Consider the following 19635-nt stretch of genomic DNA (forward strand, 5'->3'; position numbering starts at 1 on the left):
GAATCGGCAGGCACGCGTGCCCGGTCACTCCTCCGACGAAGGAGGGATCATGAGCGAGCTGTGCTTTGACGATGTCACGGTCCGCTACGGCCGGACGACCGCCGTCGACGGGGCCAGCCTGACGGTGCCGGAGGGGGCGGTGGTCGGTCTCGTCGGCGAGTCCGGCTCCGGCAAGTCCACGCTGGCCCGGGCCGCCGTCGGCCTGGCCCCGCTCAGCCGCGGCCGGATCACCCTCGGCGGCGCGCCGGTCCCGACCCGGGGCCGGCCGCGTCCGCTGCAGATGGTCTTCCAGGACCCCTACTCGTCGCTCGACCCGCGGATGACGGTCGGCCGATGCGTGGCCGAGGCGATCCCGCCGGGCAGCTCACGCGCCGACCGGCGAGCCGAGGTCGAGCGGCTGCTCGAGCTGGTGCACCTGAACCCGGCCTGCGTCGACGTCGTCCCGTCCCGCCTGTCCGGCGGCCAGCGGCAGCGGGTCGCGCTGGCGCGGGCACTCGCGGCACGTCCCCGCGTGATCATCGCTGACGAGATCACCTCCGCCCTGGACGTCTCGGTCCAGGGGGCCGTGCTCAACCTCGTCCGTGAGCTCCAGCGTGAACTCGGCCTGGCGATGCTGTTCATCTCCCACAACCTCGCGGTCGTCCGCTACGTCGCCTCGCACGTCGCGGTCATGCGGCACGGCCGGCTCGTCGAGCAGGGACCGGCGACACGCGTGCTCACCGAGCCCGGTCACGACTTCACCCGCGAACTGCTCGCCGCCGTACCCGGGCGAACGACACGAAGGAGCAGGCCATGAGCGAGCGAAGCGAGTGCATCAATGAACACGGCGCCCCTGGTCACTCCTCCGACGAAGAAGGATTCATGAGCCGACGACTGCGCATCGAGGACCTGACCGACCTGGCGGTGCCATCGCTTCCGGCGCTGTCGCCGGACGGAAGCCGGATCGCGTACGTGCTCCGGACCCTGGACGCGGCCGGCGACCGTACCGTCGATCAGCTCTGGCTGGTCGGCGCCGCCGGCGGCACGCCCCGCCGCCTCACCTCCGGTCCGGCCGACACCGCGCCGGCCTGGTCGCCGGACGGCCGCCGGCTCGCCTTCCTCCGCGACGGGCAGCTCGCCGTGCTCGACACCGGGGGAGGGGAGCCCGAACAGGTGACCGACCTGCCGCTCGGGGCCGGGGCTCCGTGCTGGAGCCCCGACGGCCGCCGCCTCGCCTTCACCGCGCGGGTCGACCCGACCGGCGGCGCGCGGGGACCGATGGTCTCCGACGGCCTCGACTACCAGGCCGACGGGGAGGGGATGTACGGCCCGGTGCGCCGGCAGCTGCACGTCCTCGACCTGGACAGCCGTGAGCTCCGGCAGCTCACCGACGGACCGGAGAGCGCCGGTACCCCGGCCTGGTCGCCCGACGGCACCGTCCTCGCCTTCACCCGCAGGGCCGGTGCCGACAGCGACCTGCGCCACCGCACCCCGGTGCATCTGCTGGAGGTGGGCACACCGCACGCCCGGCCACGCGTGCTCGCCTTCGCCGACGGGGTGGCCGCCACCGTCGGCTGGGCCGCCGACGGCTCGGCGCTGCTCGTGGTCGGCTGGTCCGGCGACCCGGTCGGACATGCCCACCTGTACCGGGTCGGCGTCGTCGGCGGCGAGGTCACCGACCTGTCGGACCCGCTCGACCGCAACGTGATGCCCGGCGCTCCCGCCTACCCCGGCGGCCTGCCGCACGAGCACGAGGGCCGGATCTATTTCTGCCTCCGTGACCACGGCTGCACCCACCTGTGGTCGGTCACGACCGACGGCGATGACGCGCGCCCGGTGCTGGCCGGGCCCGGCCGGGTCGTTTCGGGGCTGTCGGTCGGCGGGGGCCGCGCCACGGTCGCGCTCACCACCCCCACGTCATTCGGCGAGATCGCGGTCGTGGACCTGGTGACCGGGGCCGAAACCGTGCTGACCGACCATGGCGCCGCGCTCGTCGGCGTGGACCTGTACCCCCGCGAGGAGCGGTGGTTCACCATCTCCGACGGCACCGCGGTGCAGGCCTGGCTGATGCACGACCCCGCGCGCAGCGGCCCGCGGCCGGTACTCCTCGACGTGCACGGCGGCCCGCACAACGCGTGGAACGCGGCCGCGGACGAAATCCATCTGTACCACCAGGAGCTGGTCGACCGCGGCTGGGCGGTGCTGCTGGTCAATCCGCGCGGCAGCGACGGATACGGCGAGGCGTTCTACGACGGGGTCCGCGGTGGCTGGGGCGTCGCGGACGCCGCCGATTTCCTCGAGCCGCTCGACCGGCTCGTCGCCGAGGGCTTCGCGGACCCCGACCGGCTCGCGGTGGCGGGCTACAGCTACGGCGGCTTCATGACCTGCTGGCTGACCGGCCACGACGACCGGTTCGCGGTGGCCGTCGCCGGCGGCACGGTCAGCGACCTGGTGAGCATGGGCGGCTCCAGCGACGACTGCCACTTCCTCAGCGTCCACGAACTCGGCGGCACCCCGTGGCAGAAGCCCGCGGAGTACGCCGCCATGTCTCCGCTCACCCGAGTGGCCGACGTCCGCACGCCGACCCTGCTGCTGCACGGCGCCGCCGACCTGACCTGCCCGCTCGGGCAGGCTCAGCAGTGGCACACCGCGCTGCGCGAGCGAGGCGTCCCGACCCGGCTGGTCGTCTACCCGGATGCCGCGCACGTCTTCATCCTCCTCGGCCCGCCCTCGCAGCGGCTCGACTTCAACCACCGTGTGCTGGACTGGCTCGAACAGCACACCGGGCGGGCGGGCCGGGCTCGCATCGACGGCGCCCACTGGCAGCGGCGGCTGGCCCGGCTCGCCGAGCGGCACGACGTGCCCGGCGCGCAGCTCGGCATCCTCCGCATCGGAGCGAACGACGACGAGCTGGTCGAGGCCGCGCACGGCGTCCTCCACGTCCGCACCGGCGCACCGGTCGCCACCGACTCGCTGTTCCAGATCGGCTCGATCACCAAGGTCTGGACCGCGACCGTGGCGATGGCCCTGGTCGACGAGGGGCTGCTCGCGCTGGACACTCCGGTCGCCGAGGTTCTGCCCGAGCTGCGGCTCGCCACCGCCGAGGTCACGAAGTCGGTCACGGTGCGGCACCTGCTCACCCACACCAGCGGCATCGACGGCGACGTGTTCACCGACACCGGCCGCGGCGACGACTGCCTGGAGAAGTACGTCGACGTTCTCGGCGGGGCCGGGCAGAACCACCCGCTGGGCGCGACCTTCTCCTACTGCAACTCCGGCTACGCGCTGCTGGGCCGGGTGATCGAGAAGGTCACCGGGCAGACCTGGGACCAGGCGCTACGCGACCGGCTGTACACGCCGCTGGGCTTGACGCACACGGTGACCCTGCCGGAGGAGGCGCTGCTCTTCTCCGCCGCGGTCGGCCACGAGGAGCGCGACGGCAGGCTCGACACGGCGCCCGCCTGGATGCTGCCCCGCTCGATCGGCCCGGCCGGACTGATCACCTCGACCGTCGCCGACGTGCTGGCGTTCGCGCGGCTGCACCTGACCGGCGGGCTCGCGGCCGACGGCACGCGGATCCTCAGCACGGAGAGTGCCGCCGCCATGGCCGCGCACCAGGCCGACCTACCCGACAAACACGTCCTCGGCGACTCGTGGGGGCTCGGCTGGATCCGGTTCGGCTGGGACGGGCACCGCCTGATCGGCCACGACGGCAACACTCTCGGCCAGGCGGCCTTCCTGCGGGTGCTGCCCGAGCAGGGGCTCGCCGTCGCCCTGCTCACCAACGGCGGCCACGCCCGCGACCTCTACGAGGACCTGTACCGGGAGATCTTCGCCGAGGTCGCCGGCATCACGATGCCGGAGCCGTTCGCGCCGCCGTCCGAACCGGTGACCGCCGACGTGGCGCCCTACGTCGGCGTCTACGAGCGGACCGGCGTGCGGATGGAGGTCGAGAACGGCCCGGAGGGACCACTGCTCCGCTCCACCATCACCGGCCCGCTCGCCGAGCTGGTACCCGACCCGGTCGAGGAGCATCCGATGGTCCCGGTCGGTCCGGCGCTGTTCGCCGTCAAGCCGCCCGAGGCGGAGACCTGGGCGCCGGTCACCTTCTACGAGCTGCCGGCCGGTGAGCGATACCTGCACTTCGGTGTACGCGCCACCCCGAGGGTGGACCGATGACGGCCGCCCTTCGCGACCTGCTCGCCGACGCACGCGCCCTCATCGAGTGCGAGTCACCCTCCACCGACCTGGCGGCCGTCGCGCGCTCGGCCGAGCTCGTCGCCCGGGTCGGCGCCGCACGCCTCGGCGTCGCACCCGAGCAGATCGTGCTGGACGGCCGGACGCATCTGCGCTGGCGGCTCGGCGCGGGACCGTCACGGGTGCTGCTGCTCGGCCACCACGACACGGTCTGGCCGCTCGGAACGCTGACCGACCACCCGTGCACCGTAGAGGACGGGATCCTGCGCGGACCCGGCTGCTTCGACATGAAAGCCGGCCTGGTCATGGCGTTCCACGCGGCCGCCGGCCTCGACGGCGTCACCCTTCTCGTGACCGGCGACGAGGAGATCGGCTCGCCCAGCTCCCGCGAACTGATCGAGCGGGAGGCCAGGGCGGCGACGGCCGCCCTGGTATTCGAGGCGTCCGCCGACGGCGGCGCCCTCAAGACCGAGCGCAAGGGCGCCGCGCAGTACGAGGTGCGCGTCGCCGGGCGCGCCGCCCATGCGGGGCTCGAACCGCATCGTGGCGTGAACGCCACCCTGGAGCTGGCCCACCAGGTGCTGGCCGTCAGCGAGCTCGCCGACCGGACGGCCGGCACCACGGTCACGCCGACCCTCGCCCGTGCCGGCACCACCACCAACACCGTCCCGGCCGAGGGGGCCTTCGCCGTCGACGTACGGGCCAGGACCGTCGCGGAACAGGAACGGGTCGACCGGGCGATCCGTGCCCTGCGGGCCACGGTGCCCGGTGCCCGCGTCGAGACGGCCGCCGGCCCTAGCCGCCCTCCACTCGAGGCGGCGGCCTCGGCGCCGCTCTACGCGTTGCTGTGCCGGATCGCCACCGACCGGGGACTGCCCGAACCCGCTCGGGCCGCGGTCGGCGGCGCGTCCGACGGGAACCTCACCGCCGGCGTCGGCACGCCCACCCTGGACGGCCTCGGCGCGGTCGGCGGCGGCGCGCACGCCGCCGACGAACATGTACTGGCCGAAGAGATGCCCGCGCGGACCGCGCTGGTGCGCGCGCTGGTCGAACAGCTGCTGGCGGGCGAGCCGGACCCGCTCGCCACGTCCGCCACGGCACGACCGTGACGACCCCCGACGAAGGAGGCCCCGTGACCGATATCAGCACCGCGGCCGCGGAGCCGGTACTGGACCACGCGGCGCGGGCCGCGGAGGCCGCGGCCCGGGCGGCCGGCGTCTCGGTGCGCGAGCTCACCGACATCGCCGAGCTCACCGGTGTGGTCAGCCTGTTCGCCACCATCTGGGGCCGCTCCGCGAACCCGCCGGTGACCATCGAACTGCTGCGCGCCTTCACCAAAGCCGGTAACTACGTGGCCGGCGCGTTCGACGGCGACCGTCTGGTCGGCGCCTGCGTGGGCTTCTTCGCTCCCGCGGGCGGCGCTCTCCACAGCCACATCGCCGGTGTCTCGACGGCCGCCACCGGTCGCAGCGTCGGCTTCGCGCTCAAACTGCACCAGCGGGCATGGGCACTGCTTCGCGACGTCTCCGAGATCGCCTGGACGTTCGACCCATTGGTGGCCAGGAACGCCTACTTCAACCTCGTGAAGCTGGCCGCGCGACCGGTCGAGTACCTGCCGAACTTCTATGGCCCGATGGTGGACGCCATCAACAGCGACGGCGAGTCCGACCGGCTCCTGATCCGCTGGCGGCTCCGCGACCGCGCGGTGGCCCTCGCCAGCCTCGGGGACGGCGTCGGTGAGGTGGCCGAAGACGAGCTGAGGGCGGGCGCCGTCCTCGCACTGGGCATCGCCGAGGACGGCAGCCCGGTACCCGGCAGGCTCGACGGTGCCACCTCACTCGTCGCGGTGCCCCGGGACATCGCCGCGCTCCGCGCCACCGAACCAGGGCTGGCCCGGCGCTGGCGGCTCGCCGTGCGCGAGGCGCTCACCGACCTGACCGGCCGCGGTGGCCGGATCGACGGCTTCGACCGCACCGGCTGGTACATCGTACGGAGGGAATCATGAAACTCACCGGCGTCGAACTGCGACGGATCTCCATGCCACTGGTCGCGCCGTTCCGCACGTCGTTCGGAACCCAGACCGCCCGCGACATCCTGCTCGTGCGCGTGACGGCGGACGACGCCGAAGGCTGGGGCGAGTGCGTGGCGATGACCAGCCCTCTCTACTCCTCCGAGTACGTCGACGCGGCCGAGGACGTGCTGCGCCGGTTCCTCGTCCCGGCGGTGCTGGCCGCTGGGCCGCCTTCGGCTCACTCCGTCGCCGGGGTCCTCGCGCCGTTCAAGGGCCACCGCATGGCCAAGGCGGCGCTCGAGATGGCCGTACTGGACGCCGAACTACGCGCCGAGGGCCGCTCGTTCGGCCGCGCGCTCGGCGCCGTGCGCGAACGGGTCCCGTGCGGCGTCTCGGTCGGGATCATGGACAGCATCCCCGAGCTCCTCGAAGCCGTCGGGGGCTACCTCGCCGAGGGTTACGTCCGCATCAAGCTCAAGATCGAGCCCGGCTGGGACCTCGAGCCGGTTCGCGCCGTCCGCGAGCGGTACGGCGACGACCTCCTGCTCCAGGTGGACGCCAACACGGCCTACACTCTGGCCGATGCGCGACAGCTGGCCCGGCTGGATCCCTTCGACCTCCTACTGATCGAGCAGCCCCTCGACGAGGAGGACGTGCTCGGCCACGTGGAGCTGGCCCGGCAGATCCGGACGCCGATCTGCCTGGACGAGTCCATCGCCTCGGCCCGCGACGCCGCGGCCGCGATCCGGCTGGGCGCCTGCCAGGTGGTGAACATCAAACCCGGGCGGGTCGGCGGGTACCTCGAGGCCCGTCGGATCCATGACGTCTGCGTGGCACACGGCGTACCGGTGTGGTGTGGCGGAATGCTGGAGACCGGGCTCGGCCGGGCCGCCAACGTCGCGCTCGCCGCCATGCCCGGGTTCACGTTGCCCGGCGACACCTCGGCGTCCGGGCGGTACTACGCCTCGGACATCACCGAGCCGTTCGTGCTCGACGACGGTCACCTCGAGGTGCCCACCGGCCCGGGGCTCGGCGTGGTGCCGGTGCCGGATCGGCTCGCCGAGGTCACCACCGCAGCCGAGTGGCTCACCGCGTGAATGGTCGAATACGACAAAAAGCAGCCTCATCTGGCGGATTCGACTAGTTGACGGCGTGGGGCGCGTCTACCGTGAGACCGTGCAGCACGGCGGCACCGCGCGTCCCCGCGCGAATCTCGGACGGGTCGTCGATGACCTGGGCGCGACTCTGCTCGAGCTCGTGCACGGCGACCCCGACCGTCCCGGAGAGATCAGCGCTGTCGTCTTCCACGACCCGCTCGATCAACCCGTAATGCCGCCCCATGCGCTGGTGCTCGGTATCGGCGTGGAGGCTGGTCACGTCGCCGCGCTCCTGCGCACGCTGGGGCACCAGAACGCGGCCGCACTCGTCCTCCGTGCGCCGGTCCCGCTCACCGACGAGGTACGGGCCGCCGCCGACGAAGCCTCGGTCGCCGTGCTCGGCCTGCGCCGCGGGGCCGCGTGGGGCCACCTCGGCGAGATGCTCCGTTCTCTGCTCAACCAGGGTACGGGCGGGGGGTCCGCCGAGGAGGAGTCGCTTGGCGGACTGCCCGCGGGTGACCTGTTCGCGGTCGCCAACGCGATCGCGGCGCTTCTCGACGCACCGATCACCATCGAGGACCGCAACTCCCGCGTGCTCGCCTTCTCCGGCCGCCAGGACGAGGCCGACCCTTCCCGCGTCGAGACCATCCTCGGCCGGCAGGTGCCGGAGCGGTACGCGCGAGTCCTGCACGAGCGCGGAGTCTTCCGGGATCTGCTCCGCAGCGACCAGATGGTCTTCATCGACCCCATCCCCGACAGGATGGGCGGCTTCAGAGTGCCACGCGTCGCCATCTCCGTACGCGCGGGTGACGAGGTGCTCGGTTCCATCTGGGCAGCGGTACCCGCCCCTCTCAGCGACGAGCGCAACGAGGCGCTGCGAGAAGCGGCCAAGCTGGTCGCACTGCACATGCTCAGGGTCCGTGCCGGCGCCGACGTGCAGCGGCGGATGCGGGCAGACCTGCTGAGTACCGCGCTGGAGGGCGGCGTCGGTGCGGGTGAGGCGCTCGAGCGGCTCGGTTTGTCGGGTCAGCCGCTGCTGGTGCTCGGCGTGGCTCTCGACGAACGAGGCCTGCGCTACGACCACTCCGACAGCGCGGCCGTGGTCCACGATCGGCAGTCGCTCAGCGACGCGTTCGCCCTGCACCTGTCCGCGGTCCACCCCCGTTCCACGGCGGCGGCGATCGGTGCGGTCACCTATGGGCTGGTGCCCATGACCGGAGCCGCGGAGAAGGCCGAGACGCGCGCGGTGCGGATCCTCCAGGACTTCCTGGATCGGGTGGGGGAGCGGCTGCCGCCGATCACCGCGGTGGGCCCGGTGGCACTCGACCTGTCCGATGTGGCCCACAGTCGCTCCTGTGTCGACCGGGTCCTGCGGGTGCTCCGCGACGGACGCATCCATCGGCGGATCGGCCGTTTCGACGAACTGCAGGGCGAAGCGCTGGTCTCGGAGCTGCGCGACCTCGCCACGGCTCGGAGTGAGGAGCCGACGGGAGCGTTGGCACGGCTGCTCGACTACGACCGCCGGCACCGTGCCAACCTCGTCCAGACACTCCGCGCCTGGCTGGACGCGTTCGGTGACGTCGTCGTGGCTTCCGAATCGGTCGCCGTCCACCAGAACACCTTCCGGTACCGGCTCCGACGGGTCGCCGAGATCGGGCAGTGCGATCTCGGCGATCCCGACCAGCGCTTCGCCATGATGGTGCAGCTGAGGGTGCTCCGCGTCGACCCGCCGTCCGGCAACGGGCGCCGCCCCAGCGCCTCGTAGTGGTGCTCATGGCGCCCCAGAGAGGTACAGGCTGCTATACCGTGAACCGACCTGGCTGCACCATCGATCGTGGTGCGTCCCGTGCCTAGCGTTTCCGGCATGAGAAATCATCGCTTCCGCCGCCGTATCGTCCCCGTCGCCGCCATGGGTGGTCTGGCGGTACTGGGCAGCCTGGTGACGCCCGGCCCTGACTCCGTCGCCGACGCAATCACCTCACGGGTCCGTCCGCCGGCCGATCCCGTGCAGCAACGCCTGGACGGGCTGGTGCGCGATGACGGGTTTCCCGCCGCCCTGGCCGCCGTGCGCGATCGGAGTGGGCGTGTCCGTAACTACACGGCCGGGGTCAGCGACCTGACGACGCGGGCGAAGGTGCCGGTGGACGGGCAGGTGCGGATCGGGAGCAACACCAAGACCTTCACGTCCGTGGTCGTGCTGCAGCTCGTCGGTGAGGGCAAGGTCGGCCTCGACCAGCCGATCGAGACGTACCTGCCCAAGCTCATCCGCGGTAACGGCATCGACGGTCGGCACATCACCGTACGGCAGCTTCTCCAGCACACCAGCGGACTGCCGAACTACACGAACTTCCTGGCCAACGGATTCCTGCCCTTCCAGCACACCTACTTCGAGCCGCGCGAGCTGCTGGACATGGCCCTGGCGCAGAAGGCCGACTTCGAGCCGGGCACCAAGTGGGAGTACAGCAACACGAACTACGTCGTCCTCGGGCTGCTCATCGAGAAGATCACGAGCCGACCGCTGGTGGAGGAGATCACCCAGCGGGTGATCGACCGTGCCGGGCTGCGCCACACCTACTTCCCGAATGTCGGCGACCAGACCATCCACGAGCGGCACCCCCACGGCTACACGCGGGACAAGCCGGACCAGCCGCTCACCGACGTCACCGAGCTGGACCCCTCGTGGGGCTGGGCCGCCGGGCAGATGGTCGCCACGCCGAGCGACGTCGACCGGTTCCTCTCCGCGCTACTGGGCGGCCGGCTGCTCAAGCCCGCCCAGCTGAACGAGATGCGCAGAACCGTCGACGCCCCCGGCCTGTGGCCCGGCGCCCGGTACGGGCTCGGCCTGATCAGCACCCCGTTGAGCTGCGGCGGCCTGGCCTGGGGCCACGGCGGCGACATCGACGGCTACCACTCCAGCGACGCCGCCACCGACGACGGCCGCGCCGCAACCGTCGCCGTCACCCGACTGCCAGAGACCGACGGGCAGATCAACCACCTGCAAGCCGCCATCGACAGCGCCCTGTGCGGGTGACCCCGTCACCAACGCCGGGAATCTAAACAAAATCATTTAAGTGCCCTGGTTGCGCGCAGGTGTGACCTGCGACGATTGCGAATATCGTTACTCTCTGTTACGATCTTTAGGTAGCGTGGTAATGTCGGCTCATGTTCCTGGCGGCCTGGCCGGGGGATTTCTCGGTGGCGGCCTAGGGCGTAACATCGCCGCCTTCTCAGGTCCTGCACTGTGTCCGAGTCTCCGCACTCGGGAGCGCTGATGAGCACCACACCCATAGCCGACCTTGCGTTGGTGTCCGATCGTCATTCCGCCGGTCTGATCGGCCGCGACGGGTCGGTCGAGTGGCTGTGCTTCCCCCGGTTCGACGGCCCGTCCGTGTTCGCCCGGCTGCTGGACGACGATGCCGGGCACTGGGTGATCCGGCCGTCCGTCCCGTACAAGACGACGCGGCGTTATGTACCGCAGACGATGGTGCTGGAGACCACCTTCCGTACCGGGAACGGCACGGTCGTCCTCACCGATGCCCTGCTGACCGGCCCGGACGACGGCGGTCACCGGCTCGGTGCCGGGGTCCCGCACCTGCTCGTCCGGCGGGTGTCCGGCCTCGGTGGTGAGGTGCCGATGGAGATCGAGTACCGGCCCCGGCCAGAGTACGGTCTGATCTGCCCGATCCTGTCCATCGTCGGCGGCGGCGTGACCGCCCGTGGCGGCGCTGAGTGGCTCGTGCTGACCACGCCGGTGCCCCTCGACATCGGCGACAGCACCGGATACGGCGTGTTCACGGCGCGCACGGGCGAGACACGGCACTTCGGTATGCACCGCTCGACGCTGGAGGAGACTCCCGCGCGGATGTGGGATCAGGCGGAACTGGCGGCCCGGCTGGACGCCACGATCGTCGCCTGGCAGTCATGGTCCAGCCTCCACCAGACCTACGACGGCCCGTGGCAGGAGTTGGTGCGCCACAGCGGACGGGTGCTGCAGGCGCTGTCCTTCCAGCCCAGCGGGGCGATCGTCGCGGCCGCGACGACGTCGTTGCCCGAAGAGATCGGCGGTGAGCGCAACTGGGACTACCGGTACAGCTGGGTACGGGACGCGTCGCTGACCATGAGCGCCCTGTGGGTCGCGGCCTGTCCCGACGAGGCGAACGACTTCTTCGCCTTCCTCACCACCGCCGCCCCGTCCCTTGGCACGGACCGCGCACTGCAGATCATGTTCAGCGTCTGCGGCGAGCACGACCTGAGCGAGCGTACGCTGCCGCACCTGCGCGGCTGGCGCGACAGCCGCCCGGTCCGCGTCGGCAACGGTGCGTGGAACCAGCGGCAGATCGACGTGTACGGCGAGTTGCTCGATGCGGCCGTGCGCCTCGAACAGCAGATGGGCGACATCGACGACGATGTCCGGCGCTTCCTCATCGCCTGTGCGGACACCGCCGCCGAGCGTTGGACGGAGAAGGACCAGGGCATCTGGGAGATGCGGGCGGAGCCGCAGCACTTCCTGTATTCCAAGCTCATGTGCTGGGTTGCGCTCGACCGCGGCATCGCCCTCGCCGGCCGTCTGCGGGCGCAGCACCGCGTCGAGTCCTGGCGGCGGACCCGAGCCGAGATCCGCGACAACCTGCTGCGCGAGGGCTGGAACGACCGGGTGGGGGCATTCACGCAGGCCTTCGGTTCGGACGAGTTGGACGCCAGCGCCCTCATGGTGCCGATCGTCGGCTTCTTGCCCGCCGGTGACTCGCGGATGCTGTCCACGATCGACGCCGTCGCGGACCGGCTCACTGACGAAAGGGGGCTGGTCTACCGCTATCGCACCGTGACCGGTGTCGATGGTCTCACCGACGGGGAGGGGACCTTCCTGCTGTGCACGTTCTGGCTGGCGCAGGCGCTCGCCCTGTCCGGGCAGGTCGGCCGGGCCAGGGAGGTGTTCGAGCGGGCCGCCGCGTACGCCAATGACGTGGGCCTGCTGTCGGAAGAGGTCGGCCCGGGCCGCGGCGAGTCGCTCGGCAACTTCCCGCAGGCGTTCAGCCACATCGGGCTGGTCAACGCCGCCTGGGCCATCGACGAGGCCGAACGGGCCCGCGGGCCGGTGGGCCCGGGCCAGGGGAACGGCGATGGTCGGGTGGCGTGAGGTCGCCGTCGAGTTCGCCGGCACGGCGCTCCTGCTGCTGCTCGCCGTCAGCGCGATCGTCGTGGGTTTCGCGGCCGGCTCGCCGGTCGTCGGCGCGGTGCCGGACGAGGACCTGCGGCGGCTCATGACGGGTGCGCTGGTCGCGGCCGCGGCGGCGGGGATCGTCTACTCGCCGCTGGGCCGGATCAGTGGCGCTGCACGACAACGCTTACCGCTGTCGGTTCCTGAACTGCGCCTACACCCACTCCGCGACCGCGTCCAGCGGCTCCGTCGTCACCACTGCTCACGGAGGGAGGACCGAAGATGAAGGCGATCGCCGTATGTCCCGGGAAGGCGGGCAGCGCCCACGTCACGGACGTGCCCAAGCCCGCCGTAACCGACGTCCCGGACGGTCACGGCGTCCTTGTCCGGGTCCTACGCGTCGGTCTGGACGGCACCGACAAGGAGATCAACGCCGGCGAGTACGGCACTGCGCCGGCCGGCGAGGAAATACTGATCACCGGCCACGAGAGCCTCGGCGTCGTCGAGGAGGTCGGTCCGGCGGTGAGCGAGGTACGACCCGGCGACCTGGTCGTCGCCCGCGTCCGACGCGCCGGGAGCAGCCTGTACGACGTCATCGACACCCCGGACATGACGACCGACGAGGCCTACTTCGAGCACGGGATCAGCCGGGTGCACGGGTTCTTGAGGGAGTACTACGTCGAGGAGCCCCGCTATCTCATCCCGGTGCCCGCGGCCCTGCGGCACGTCGCCGTACTGCTGGAGCCCACGAGCGTGGCCGAGAAGGGCATCCTGCAGGCGTACGACATCCAACGCCGGCTGAAGGTGTGGCACCCGCGCCGCGCTGCGGTCCTGGGCGCCGGCACGATCGGGTTGCTCGCGACCATGATCCTGCGCAACCGGGGGCTTGAGGTCACCACCTTCGGCCTGGAGCAGGCCCCTTACCTCAACTCCGAACTGGTCGAGGCGATCGGTGCCTCATACGTCAGCACCCGGCAGACCACACTGGCGCAGGTCGCCGCGCGGGGTGGCGCGTTCGACCTGGTGTTCGAGGCGACCGGCTACTCCCCGATCGTGTTCGACGCGATGTGCGGGCTGCTCGCCAAGAACGGCGTGCTGATCCTGTCCAGCGTCACCGGCGGGATGCGGCGCAGCGAGGTGCCGTCCGACGCGATCAACCTGGACTTCGTACTGGGGAACAAGGTGATGTTCGGCACGGTGAACGCGAGCCGGGAACACTTCGAGGAGGGCGTCCGCGACCTCGCCATCACCGAGACCCGCACGCTCGGCTGGCTGTCCCGCCTGCTCACCCACCCGATCCCAGGCCTGGACCGGTACGACGACGCCCTCGCCGCGCTCGGCGAGCCCGGCGCGATCAAGGTGTACGTGGAGGTGTCCCCGGACAACGGGTGACGCCGGACCGGCGCCCACGCCTCCGCGGCCGTCGCCGACCGCGGAGCGGGTGTCGCTCATCGGTGGTGGCCCGTGAAGCTCAGCCGTTCGGCGTGAGCAGGGCACGGATGGTCTCCTGCACCGCGGTGGCGGCCAGGACGTCGTGGACCACGCGTTCCACGTCGGCTCCGCACGGCCGGTCGTCGTCGAGTGGTGGGACGACCTCCCGGATCGCGTGGTGGAGGAACTCGGGCCCGCGTCCCAGCACGGCCGGGGCCGCGAGGTCCACTGCCTGTGCCGCGGTCACCGCTTCCAGCGCGAGCAGATGGCGTAGCCGGCCCAGAAGTCTGCTCAGCCGCCGGGCTCCGAGTGCGGCGTTGGTCGAATCGTCTTCGACCGCGTCCGCGCCGTATCGGGGGTCCGTACAGACCGGCGTGGACAACACGCGGATCTCGGCGACGAGCGCCTGTGCCGTCTTGGCCAGCGGCGCCAGACCTGAGCGCTCGAGGCCGTACGGCGACAGGTTCGCGGGCAGACCGCTGATGACCGGATTGAGCAGGCGTTGCATGCGTTCGGCGGAGATCGCCGCGGTCTGGGTCAGGGCAAGTGCGAGCGTGTCGAAGGCGAGGGCCAACGCCGGGGTGTGGAAGTTGCCGGACGACAGGACCTCGCCGGTGTCGGGCAGCACCAGCGGGTTGTCGCCGCAGCCGTTGAGCTCCGGTTCTATGGCGGCGGTCGCGAAGCCGAGGGCCGCGTACAGCGCTCCGTGGACCTGGGCCGCGCTGCGTAGGCTGACCGGGTCCTGGACCCGCCGCGCCCGGCGCGGGTCGACGAGCTCACCACCATCGAGGAGGGCGAGCAGTTCACCCGCCGCGCGCGCCTGCCCGGGAGCCGAACGCATCCGTTGCACCCGCGGATCGAGCGGGCTGGTGTTGGCGCGGAAGCCCTCGAAGGTGAGCGCGGTGACCGCCTGGGCCAGAGACAGGGTGATCATCGCGTCGTGGCCGGCGAGCGCGCCATGGCCCGCCGCGAGCGGGCTCGCGCCGCACAGCACCAGCCCGTCCTTGGGGCCGAGACCGGCGGGACTCAGGCCGGCGCGTCGTAGTGCGGTGGCACCGTCGAGGATCTCTCCGGACATCTCGGCGTGCCCCTCGCCGATGGCGACGAGACCGACATGGGCCATCTGTGACAGGTCCGAGGAGCCGATGGAGCCCACCTCCGGCACGACCGGGTGCACTCTCGCGTTGAGCATGCTCACAAGTAGCCGCACAACCTCCGGCTGGACGCCGCTTCCTCCGCCCGCCATACCGTTGATCCGCGCGAGGATGGCGGCCCGCACGACCTCGGCCGGCAGCGGATCCCCGACCGCGTTGGCCCGGCCGCGGACGGTGCGAACGCTGAACTCGGCCAGTTCTTCGCGTGGCAGCGCATATGACGACCGGCTGCCCAGGCCCGTCGTCACGCCGTAGGCCGGTATCTGACGTTCGACGACATCGTCGACGACGGCTCGCTCGTGCGTCAGCCGCGGAGTCACCTCTGCCGCCATAGCGACCTCGGCGCCGTGCCGGGCGACCGCGACAACGTCCGCGCATGACAGTGTCCGCCCGTCGACGAACACGGTGTCGCCGTCGCCGTCGCCGGGGGAGGGGATGGATCCCGGACGTGTCATGCGAACCGCGGCCCCCCAATCGTCCACGTGTCAGGCCCCGACGGCGGCGAGCAGACCTTCGTAGTCGTCCAGGCAGGGGTCGCAGATCCGCAGGTGGGCGGCGACACCGGGGAAGCGTCCTTCGGGATCGCCACCCGCGAGCCGTTCTTCCACGTAGAGGTCGAGCAGATCGAAGGTACCGGCGCAGCCCGCGTCGAGTGGATCCGTTCGCAGGAACCGCTCGAGAGATGACCAGTCACTCATGATCGCTCCACCTCGCCGAGCGTCAGATACCCGTTGGCGACCAGGTTCGCGCGTATCTTACGCCGTGCGTCGAACAAGGCCTTGTAGAGAGCGTTGCGAGTCGTTCCCAGCTTGATGGCCAACGCGTCCGCCGGCACGCCGCCCAGTACGAGGGCCGAGAAGATCGTGCGCTGGTATTCGGTCAGTTCCTCGTCCACCGCGCGGCGCAGTGCCGAGACCAGGTCCCGCCACTCGGCCTGATCTTCCGGCCGGAGGCCGAACCGGTCGGGCAGCCGATCCCAGTCCTCTTGCTCGATCGGCCACGTCCGCCGCTGCCAGAAGTGACGTCCGATCTTGTTGGACACCTCGAGTACGACGAACTTGTAGGCCCACGTCGTGAACCGGCTGTCTCCTCGGAACTGGCGGACCTTCGCGGTGATCGCGACCAGCGCGTCCGCCGCGGCCTGGTGGGCCAGGTCGTCGAGTTCGGGTCCGTCGATGCCGAGGGCCGCCCGGCGTCTGAGCGCCTCCCGCCGGGCGGCTCGCAACAGCAGGCCGTGGAGGTCCGCGATCGCCTGTTCACGCGCCGATTCCGTACCGGTCAACGCGCTCACCCAGTCACGCGAGTCCCGGTACGCGGCCTGCCGGCGCGCGCGCTCGTGTTCCGCGCTGTCGGGCGGCTCCGATGGCGACATGATCCGAGCCTACGGTGCCTGGTCCGGACCGGCTCTCATCGGTCCCCGCCACGGTGGCAGCCGCCGATTGACCTTACGAAACGCGAACGCCGAACGGATTCGGCGGGATCTGAGGTAAGCCCGGCCCCCTCCGGCTGCGCTAACCGTCCGTTCGGCGCACTACTGAAAGGACACCTCACATGCCGCTCCTCAACCCGGGCGACCGGTTTCCGTCGCTGACGGTCCCATCTCTCGACGGCGGTTCGTTGGCACTGCCTGACGCTCTGCGCGGCCACTTCGGCGTCATCCTGTTCTACCGCGGGCACTGGTGCCCGTACTGCAACGCACAACTGCGGGCCTTCCAGCGTGCCCTTGACACGCTCACCGGACTCGACGCCAAGGTCGTCGCGCTCACCGTCGAGGACGAGGCCACAACGCGGGCCTTGGCCGACGAACACGGCCTTACCTTCCCGCTCGGGCACAGCGCCGACGCGGACGAGATCGCCGAGGCGACGGGCGCGTTCGTTAACCAGGACCCGAAGTACCTGCAGTCGACGGGCTTCGTACTCGACGCCGATGGCAAGATCATCGTCAGCGTGTACTCCAGCGGAGCCATCGGCCGACTCGTCCCCCAAGATGTGGCCGGCCTGATCCGTTACCTGCGGGAGCACGCGGCCGGCTAGCCACCGGCGCCCGAGACTTCGCACACGGCGCTCCAGCAGGCGGAAACGCGGCACAACGCCCGATTTCCGCCTGCCGGGCTCCGCGTCACCACACCCGCCATGCCCACGACTCGGGACAACCTGGAGGTAAGACAGACGCGCTGTGTGGCCGCCAACCATCCATGACTACTTCGCTCAACGGCCGCACAGCGCTGGTGACCGGTGCGGGACGCGGCATCGGGCGGGCGATCGCGCTCGAACTGGCCAAGACGGGCGTCAGTGTGGCACTGGTCGCGCGCTCGCACGACGAACTCGCCGCCGGCGCCGCGTCCGTCCGTGAACTCGGCGGCACGGCCGTGGTGATCACGGCGGACGTCGCGGATCCGAACCAGCTCGCCCGGTGCGCGACACGCGCCCGTGACGAACTCGGGGGCGTGGACATTCTCGTCAACAACGCCGCCGTCGTGTGGCCGCTCGGTCCGAGCGCCGAGATCGATCCCGACGACTGGGCGGCCGCGATCGGCATCAACGTCGTGGCCGTCGCCTCGCTGACCTTCGCGCTGCTACCTGCCATGATCGAGCAGAGGTGGGGCCGAATCGTCAACATCTCCAGCGGCGTCGTCGCCCGCCCCACATCCATGATCGGCGGTAACGCCTACGTCACCGGCAAGGCGGCTCTCGAGACGCACACCGTGAACCTCGCCGCCGAACTGGCCGGCAGCGGTGTCACCGCCAACGCCTTCCGACCCGGATCGGTCGACACCGCGATGCAGGCATGGATCCGCGGCCAAGACCCAGACCGGATCGGTACGAACCTGCACCAGCGGTTCAGCCGCTCGTACGCGGAAGGCTCTCTGATCGCCCCGGAGCGGTCGGCGAGGTCGCTGCTCGACCGGCTTCCGGGCGAGGAAACGGGGCGGATCTGGGATGTCACCGACCCCGTCTCCCATTCCAGCCCGTAATGGAGCCCCCTGACCGGTATCGCTCACACGAGGAGACAGGCCATGACCAAGAGGCCACTGCCGTGGTGAACGGGATGAGCTCATTGCCGGCCCATCCGGAGGTCCCCGGCGCCCTACGGCGGCTGCGCGCCACCAACCTCACGCTGGTCACCCTGACGAACCCCAAACGGTCGCCGAGGCACAACTGACCAATGCCGGGATCCGCGAGCAGTTCGACGACGTCGTCTCGGCCGACGCCGTGAAGCGGCTCAAGCCGGCTCCGGAGCCCTACCTCGCGGTCGCGCGGGCATTCGACGTCGATCCGGCGGAAGTTCGCCTGGTCGCGGCGCACTCCTGGGATGCGTCCGGAGCACTCGCCGCCGGGTGCAAGGCCGCCTTCGTCGCACGTCCCGGCATGGTGCCGAGCCCGCTCGGCGGCCGGCCCGACATCGTCGGCGCCGACATCTCCGAAGTCGTCGACCAGATCATGACGATGGACATCGAATAGCAGCGCCCCCACCACCGCGCCGCGACATGGCCGAGTAGCCTCCGTCGGCCTAGCCGAGACCTAGGCCAAGAGTCCTCACGGACGAACGCGGATGATCGTCTTCCCCTTGCGTCGCGTGGTCGGGTTGAGGGCGGTGACGGCGTTGTCGAGGGGCGCGATGTCGCCGATGTTCGTTCGTAGTCGTCCGTCTCGTACTCGCTGGATGATCTCGCCTAGTTGGGCGCGATCGGCTTCGACGACGAAGTCGATCGTCTGGCCGTTGGTGGGTCGCGCTTCGGTCGGGCCGACGACGGACACCAGGGTTCCTCCGGCTCGGATCAGGTCTGCGGACCGCCTTTGAATGTCGCCGCCGATGACGTCGAAGACCAGGTCGACGCCGTCGGCGTCTTCGAGGGTGTCGTTGTCGAGGTCGAGGAACTCGTGTGCGCCGAAGTCGAGTGCCTTTTGGCGGTCGGGGGCGCGTCCGGTGCCGATGACGTATGCGCCGGCCTCGCGTGCGAGTTGGGTCACCATGGTTCCGACCGCGCCGGCCGCGCCGTGGGCGAGGAGGGTCTGGCCGGCCTGGAGACGGCCGTGCTGGAACAGTCCCTGCCATGCGGTCAGACCTGAGATGGGCAGGGATGCGGCTACGGTGAAGTCGACGTCGCCGGGGAGCGGTGCGAGGTTGCGTGCTTCGATGGCCACGTATTCGGCAAGGGTGCCGTCGCGGTGCCAGTCGGCGAGGCCGAACACGCGTTGTCCGATGGACAGTCCGGTCGTGCCGTAGCCGAGGGCGGTGACCACTCCGGCGAGTTCGTGGCCGGGGATCGACGGTGTCTTGTCCCGGCCGGCGCGATCGGTCCAGGTCGATGGCCACTCCATCTCGGTCGGGACGAAGCCCGACGCGTGAATCTGAACGATCACGTCGTTGATCGCTGCCGGCGGCTCAGGCCGCTCCGTCAGCGTCATCCCGGCCGTTCCCGCGGCCTGGTCCGTCACCACAATCGCCTTCATCGGGAAGCTCCCTCCATCCAGTCCTCGCCGCCACACTCTGTGTACGACTCTATGGACTGTATCGTCCAGTACAGGTCCGGTACACAGCCCCCCGACGGGACGGGGGTCACCCTCGTGACCGCCAGTAGCACTGTGCTGCGCCAGGCCTGTTTG

17 protein-coding genes are annotated in these 19635 nt (G+C 70.9%); 13 read left to right on the forward strand and 4 right to left on the reverse strand.

What is annotated here, in order from left to right; genetic code table 11:
* Positions 1–49: 49 nt before the first annotated feature.
* The 10 genes from OG417_RS24345 (at position 50) to OG417_RS24390 (ending at position 13834) form a co-directional block, all read left to right on the forward strand.
* The gene (locus OG417_RS24345; RefSeq protein ID WP_329260418.1) at positions 50–796 is read left to right on the forward strand and encodes an ABC transporter ATP-binding protein; all 747 of its coding nucleotides are present in this window, start codon (positions 50–52) and stop codon (positions 794–796) included.
* Positions 793–4158: a serine hydrolase gene (locus OG417_RS24350; protein WP_329260420.1), complete on the forward strand. Its 3366-nt coding sequence runs from the start codon at positions 793–795 to the stop codon at positions 4156–4158. Before OG417_RS24345 ends, OG417_RS24350 begins: the two co-directional genes overlap by 4 nt.
* On the forward strand, positions 4155–5285 hold the full coding sequence (locus tag OG417_RS24355) for a M20/M25/M40 family metallo-hydrolase (protein ID WP_329260424.1): 1131 nt from the start codon (positions 4155–4157) through the stop codon (positions 5283–5285). Before OG417_RS24350 ends, OG417_RS24355 begins: the two co-directional genes overlap by 4 nt.
* 23 nt (positions 5286–5308) lie before the next feature.
* Positions 5309–6181 (forward strand): GNAT family N-acetyltransferase, encoded by an 873-nt coding sequence (locus OG417_RS24360; protein WP_329260428.1) that lies wholly within the window; start codon positions 5309–5311, stop codon positions 6179–6181.
* Positions 6178–7284 carry an o-succinylbenzoate synthase gene (gene menC / locus OG417_RS24365; protein ID WP_329260431.1) on the forward strand — a complete coding sequence of 369 codons (1107 nt, stop codon included), beginning with the start codon at positions 6178–6180 and terminating at the stop codon, positions 7282–7284. Before OG417_RS24360 ends, menC begins: the two co-directional genes overlap by 4 nt.
* A 79-nt stretch (positions 7285–7363) precedes the next feature.
* Positions 7364–9049, forward strand: a complete 1686-nt coding sequence (locus tag OG417_RS24370; protein ID WP_329260434.1) for a helix-turn-helix domain-containing protein — start codon at positions 7364–7366, stop codon at positions 9047–9049.
* A gap of 99 nt (positions 9050–9148) precedes the next feature.
* Positions 9149–10315: a serine hydrolase domain-containing protein gene (locus OG417_RS24375; RefSeq protein WP_329260437.1), complete on the forward strand. Its 1167-nt coding sequence runs from the start codon at positions 9149–9151 to the stop codon at positions 10313–10315.
* Between the two features lie 240 nt (positions 10316–10555).
* Positions 10556–12421 (forward strand): glycoside hydrolase family 15 protein, encoded by a 1866-nt coding sequence (locus tag OG417_RS24380; protein ID WP_329260440.1) that lies wholly within the window; start codon positions 10556–10558, stop codon positions 12419–12421.
* Positions 12405–12728, forward strand: coding sequence for a hypothetical protein (locus OG417_RS24385; RefSeq protein ID WP_329260442.1), 324 nt, complete (start codon positions 12405–12407; stop codon positions 12726–12728). Before OG417_RS24380 ends, OG417_RS24385 begins: the two co-directional genes overlap by 17 nt.
* Positions 12725–13834 (forward strand): glucose 1-dehydrogenase, encoded by a 1110-nt coding sequence (locus OG417_RS24390; RefSeq protein ID WP_329260445.1) that lies wholly within the window; start codon positions 12725–12727, stop codon positions 13832–13834. The genes OG417_RS24385 and OG417_RS24390 overlap by 4 nt, the downstream gene beginning before the upstream one ends.
* Positions 13835–13913: 79 nt before the next feature.
* Here OG417_RS24390 and OG417_RS24395 read toward each other — a convergent pair whose 3' ends face one another.
* From OG417_RS24395 to OG417_RS24405, 3 genes are read right to left on the reverse strand one after another with little or no spacing between them, the layout of a single operon-like run.
* Positions 13914–15482: an HAL/PAL/TAL family ammonia-lyase gene (locus tag OG417_RS24395; RefSeq protein WP_329260448.1), complete on the reverse strand. Its 1569-nt coding sequence runs from the start codon at positions 15480–15482 to the stop codon at positions 13914–13916.
* A 30-nt stretch (positions 15483–15512) separates the two neighbouring features.
* Positions 15513–15725 carry a hypothetical protein gene (locus OG417_RS24400; RefSeq protein WP_329260450.1) on the reverse strand — a complete coding sequence of 71 codons (213 nt, stop codon included), beginning with the start codon at positions 15723–15725 and terminating at the stop codon, positions 15513–15515.
* Positions 15722–16399, reverse strand: coding sequence for a sigma-70 family RNA polymerase sigma factor (locus OG417_RS24405; RefSeq protein WP_329260453.1), 678 nt, complete (start codon positions 16397–16399; stop codon positions 15722–15724). Before OG417_RS24405 ends, OG417_RS24400 begins: the two co-directional genes overlap by 4 nt.
* Positions 16400–16578: 179 nt before the next feature.
* Between OG417_RS24405 and OG417_RS24410 the strand changes: the two genes are divergently transcribed.
* The 3 genes from OG417_RS24410 (at position 16579) to OG417_RS24420 (ending at position 18489) form a co-directional block, all read left to right on the forward strand.
* On the forward strand, positions 16579–17061 hold the full coding sequence (locus OG417_RS24410; RefSeq protein WP_329260456.1) for a peroxiredoxin family protein: 483 nt from the start codon (positions 16579–16581) through the stop codon (positions 17059–17061).
* A gap of 161 nt (positions 17062–17222) precedes the next feature.
* Entirely contained in the window at positions 17223–18002 is a 780-nt protein-coding gene (locus OG417_RS24415) for an SDR family NAD(P)-dependent oxidoreductase (protein ID WP_329260459.1), read from the forward strand.
* 199 nt (positions 18003–18201) lie between these two features.
* Positions 18202–18489: an HAD hydrolase-like protein gene (locus OG417_RS24420; protein WP_329262509.1), complete on the forward strand. Its 288-nt coding sequence runs from the start codon at positions 18202–18204 to the stop codon at positions 18487–18489.
* Between the two features lie 75 nt (positions 18490–18564).
* On the opposite strand, the gene OG417_RS24425 is transcribed toward OG417_RS24420, so the two are convergent.
* Positions 18565–19482: an NADP-dependent oxidoreductase gene (locus OG417_RS24425; protein ID WP_329260463.1), complete on the reverse strand. Its 918-nt coding sequence runs from the start codon at positions 19480–19482 to the stop codon at positions 18565–18567.
* Positions 19483–19635 lie beyond the last annotated feature (153 nt).

Source organism: Actinoallomurus sp. NBC_01490, from assembly GCF_036227085.1.
Taxonomy (GTDB): Bacteria; Actinomycetota; Actinomycetes; order Streptosporangiales; family Streptosporangiaceae; genus Actinoallomurus; species Actinoallomurus oryzae.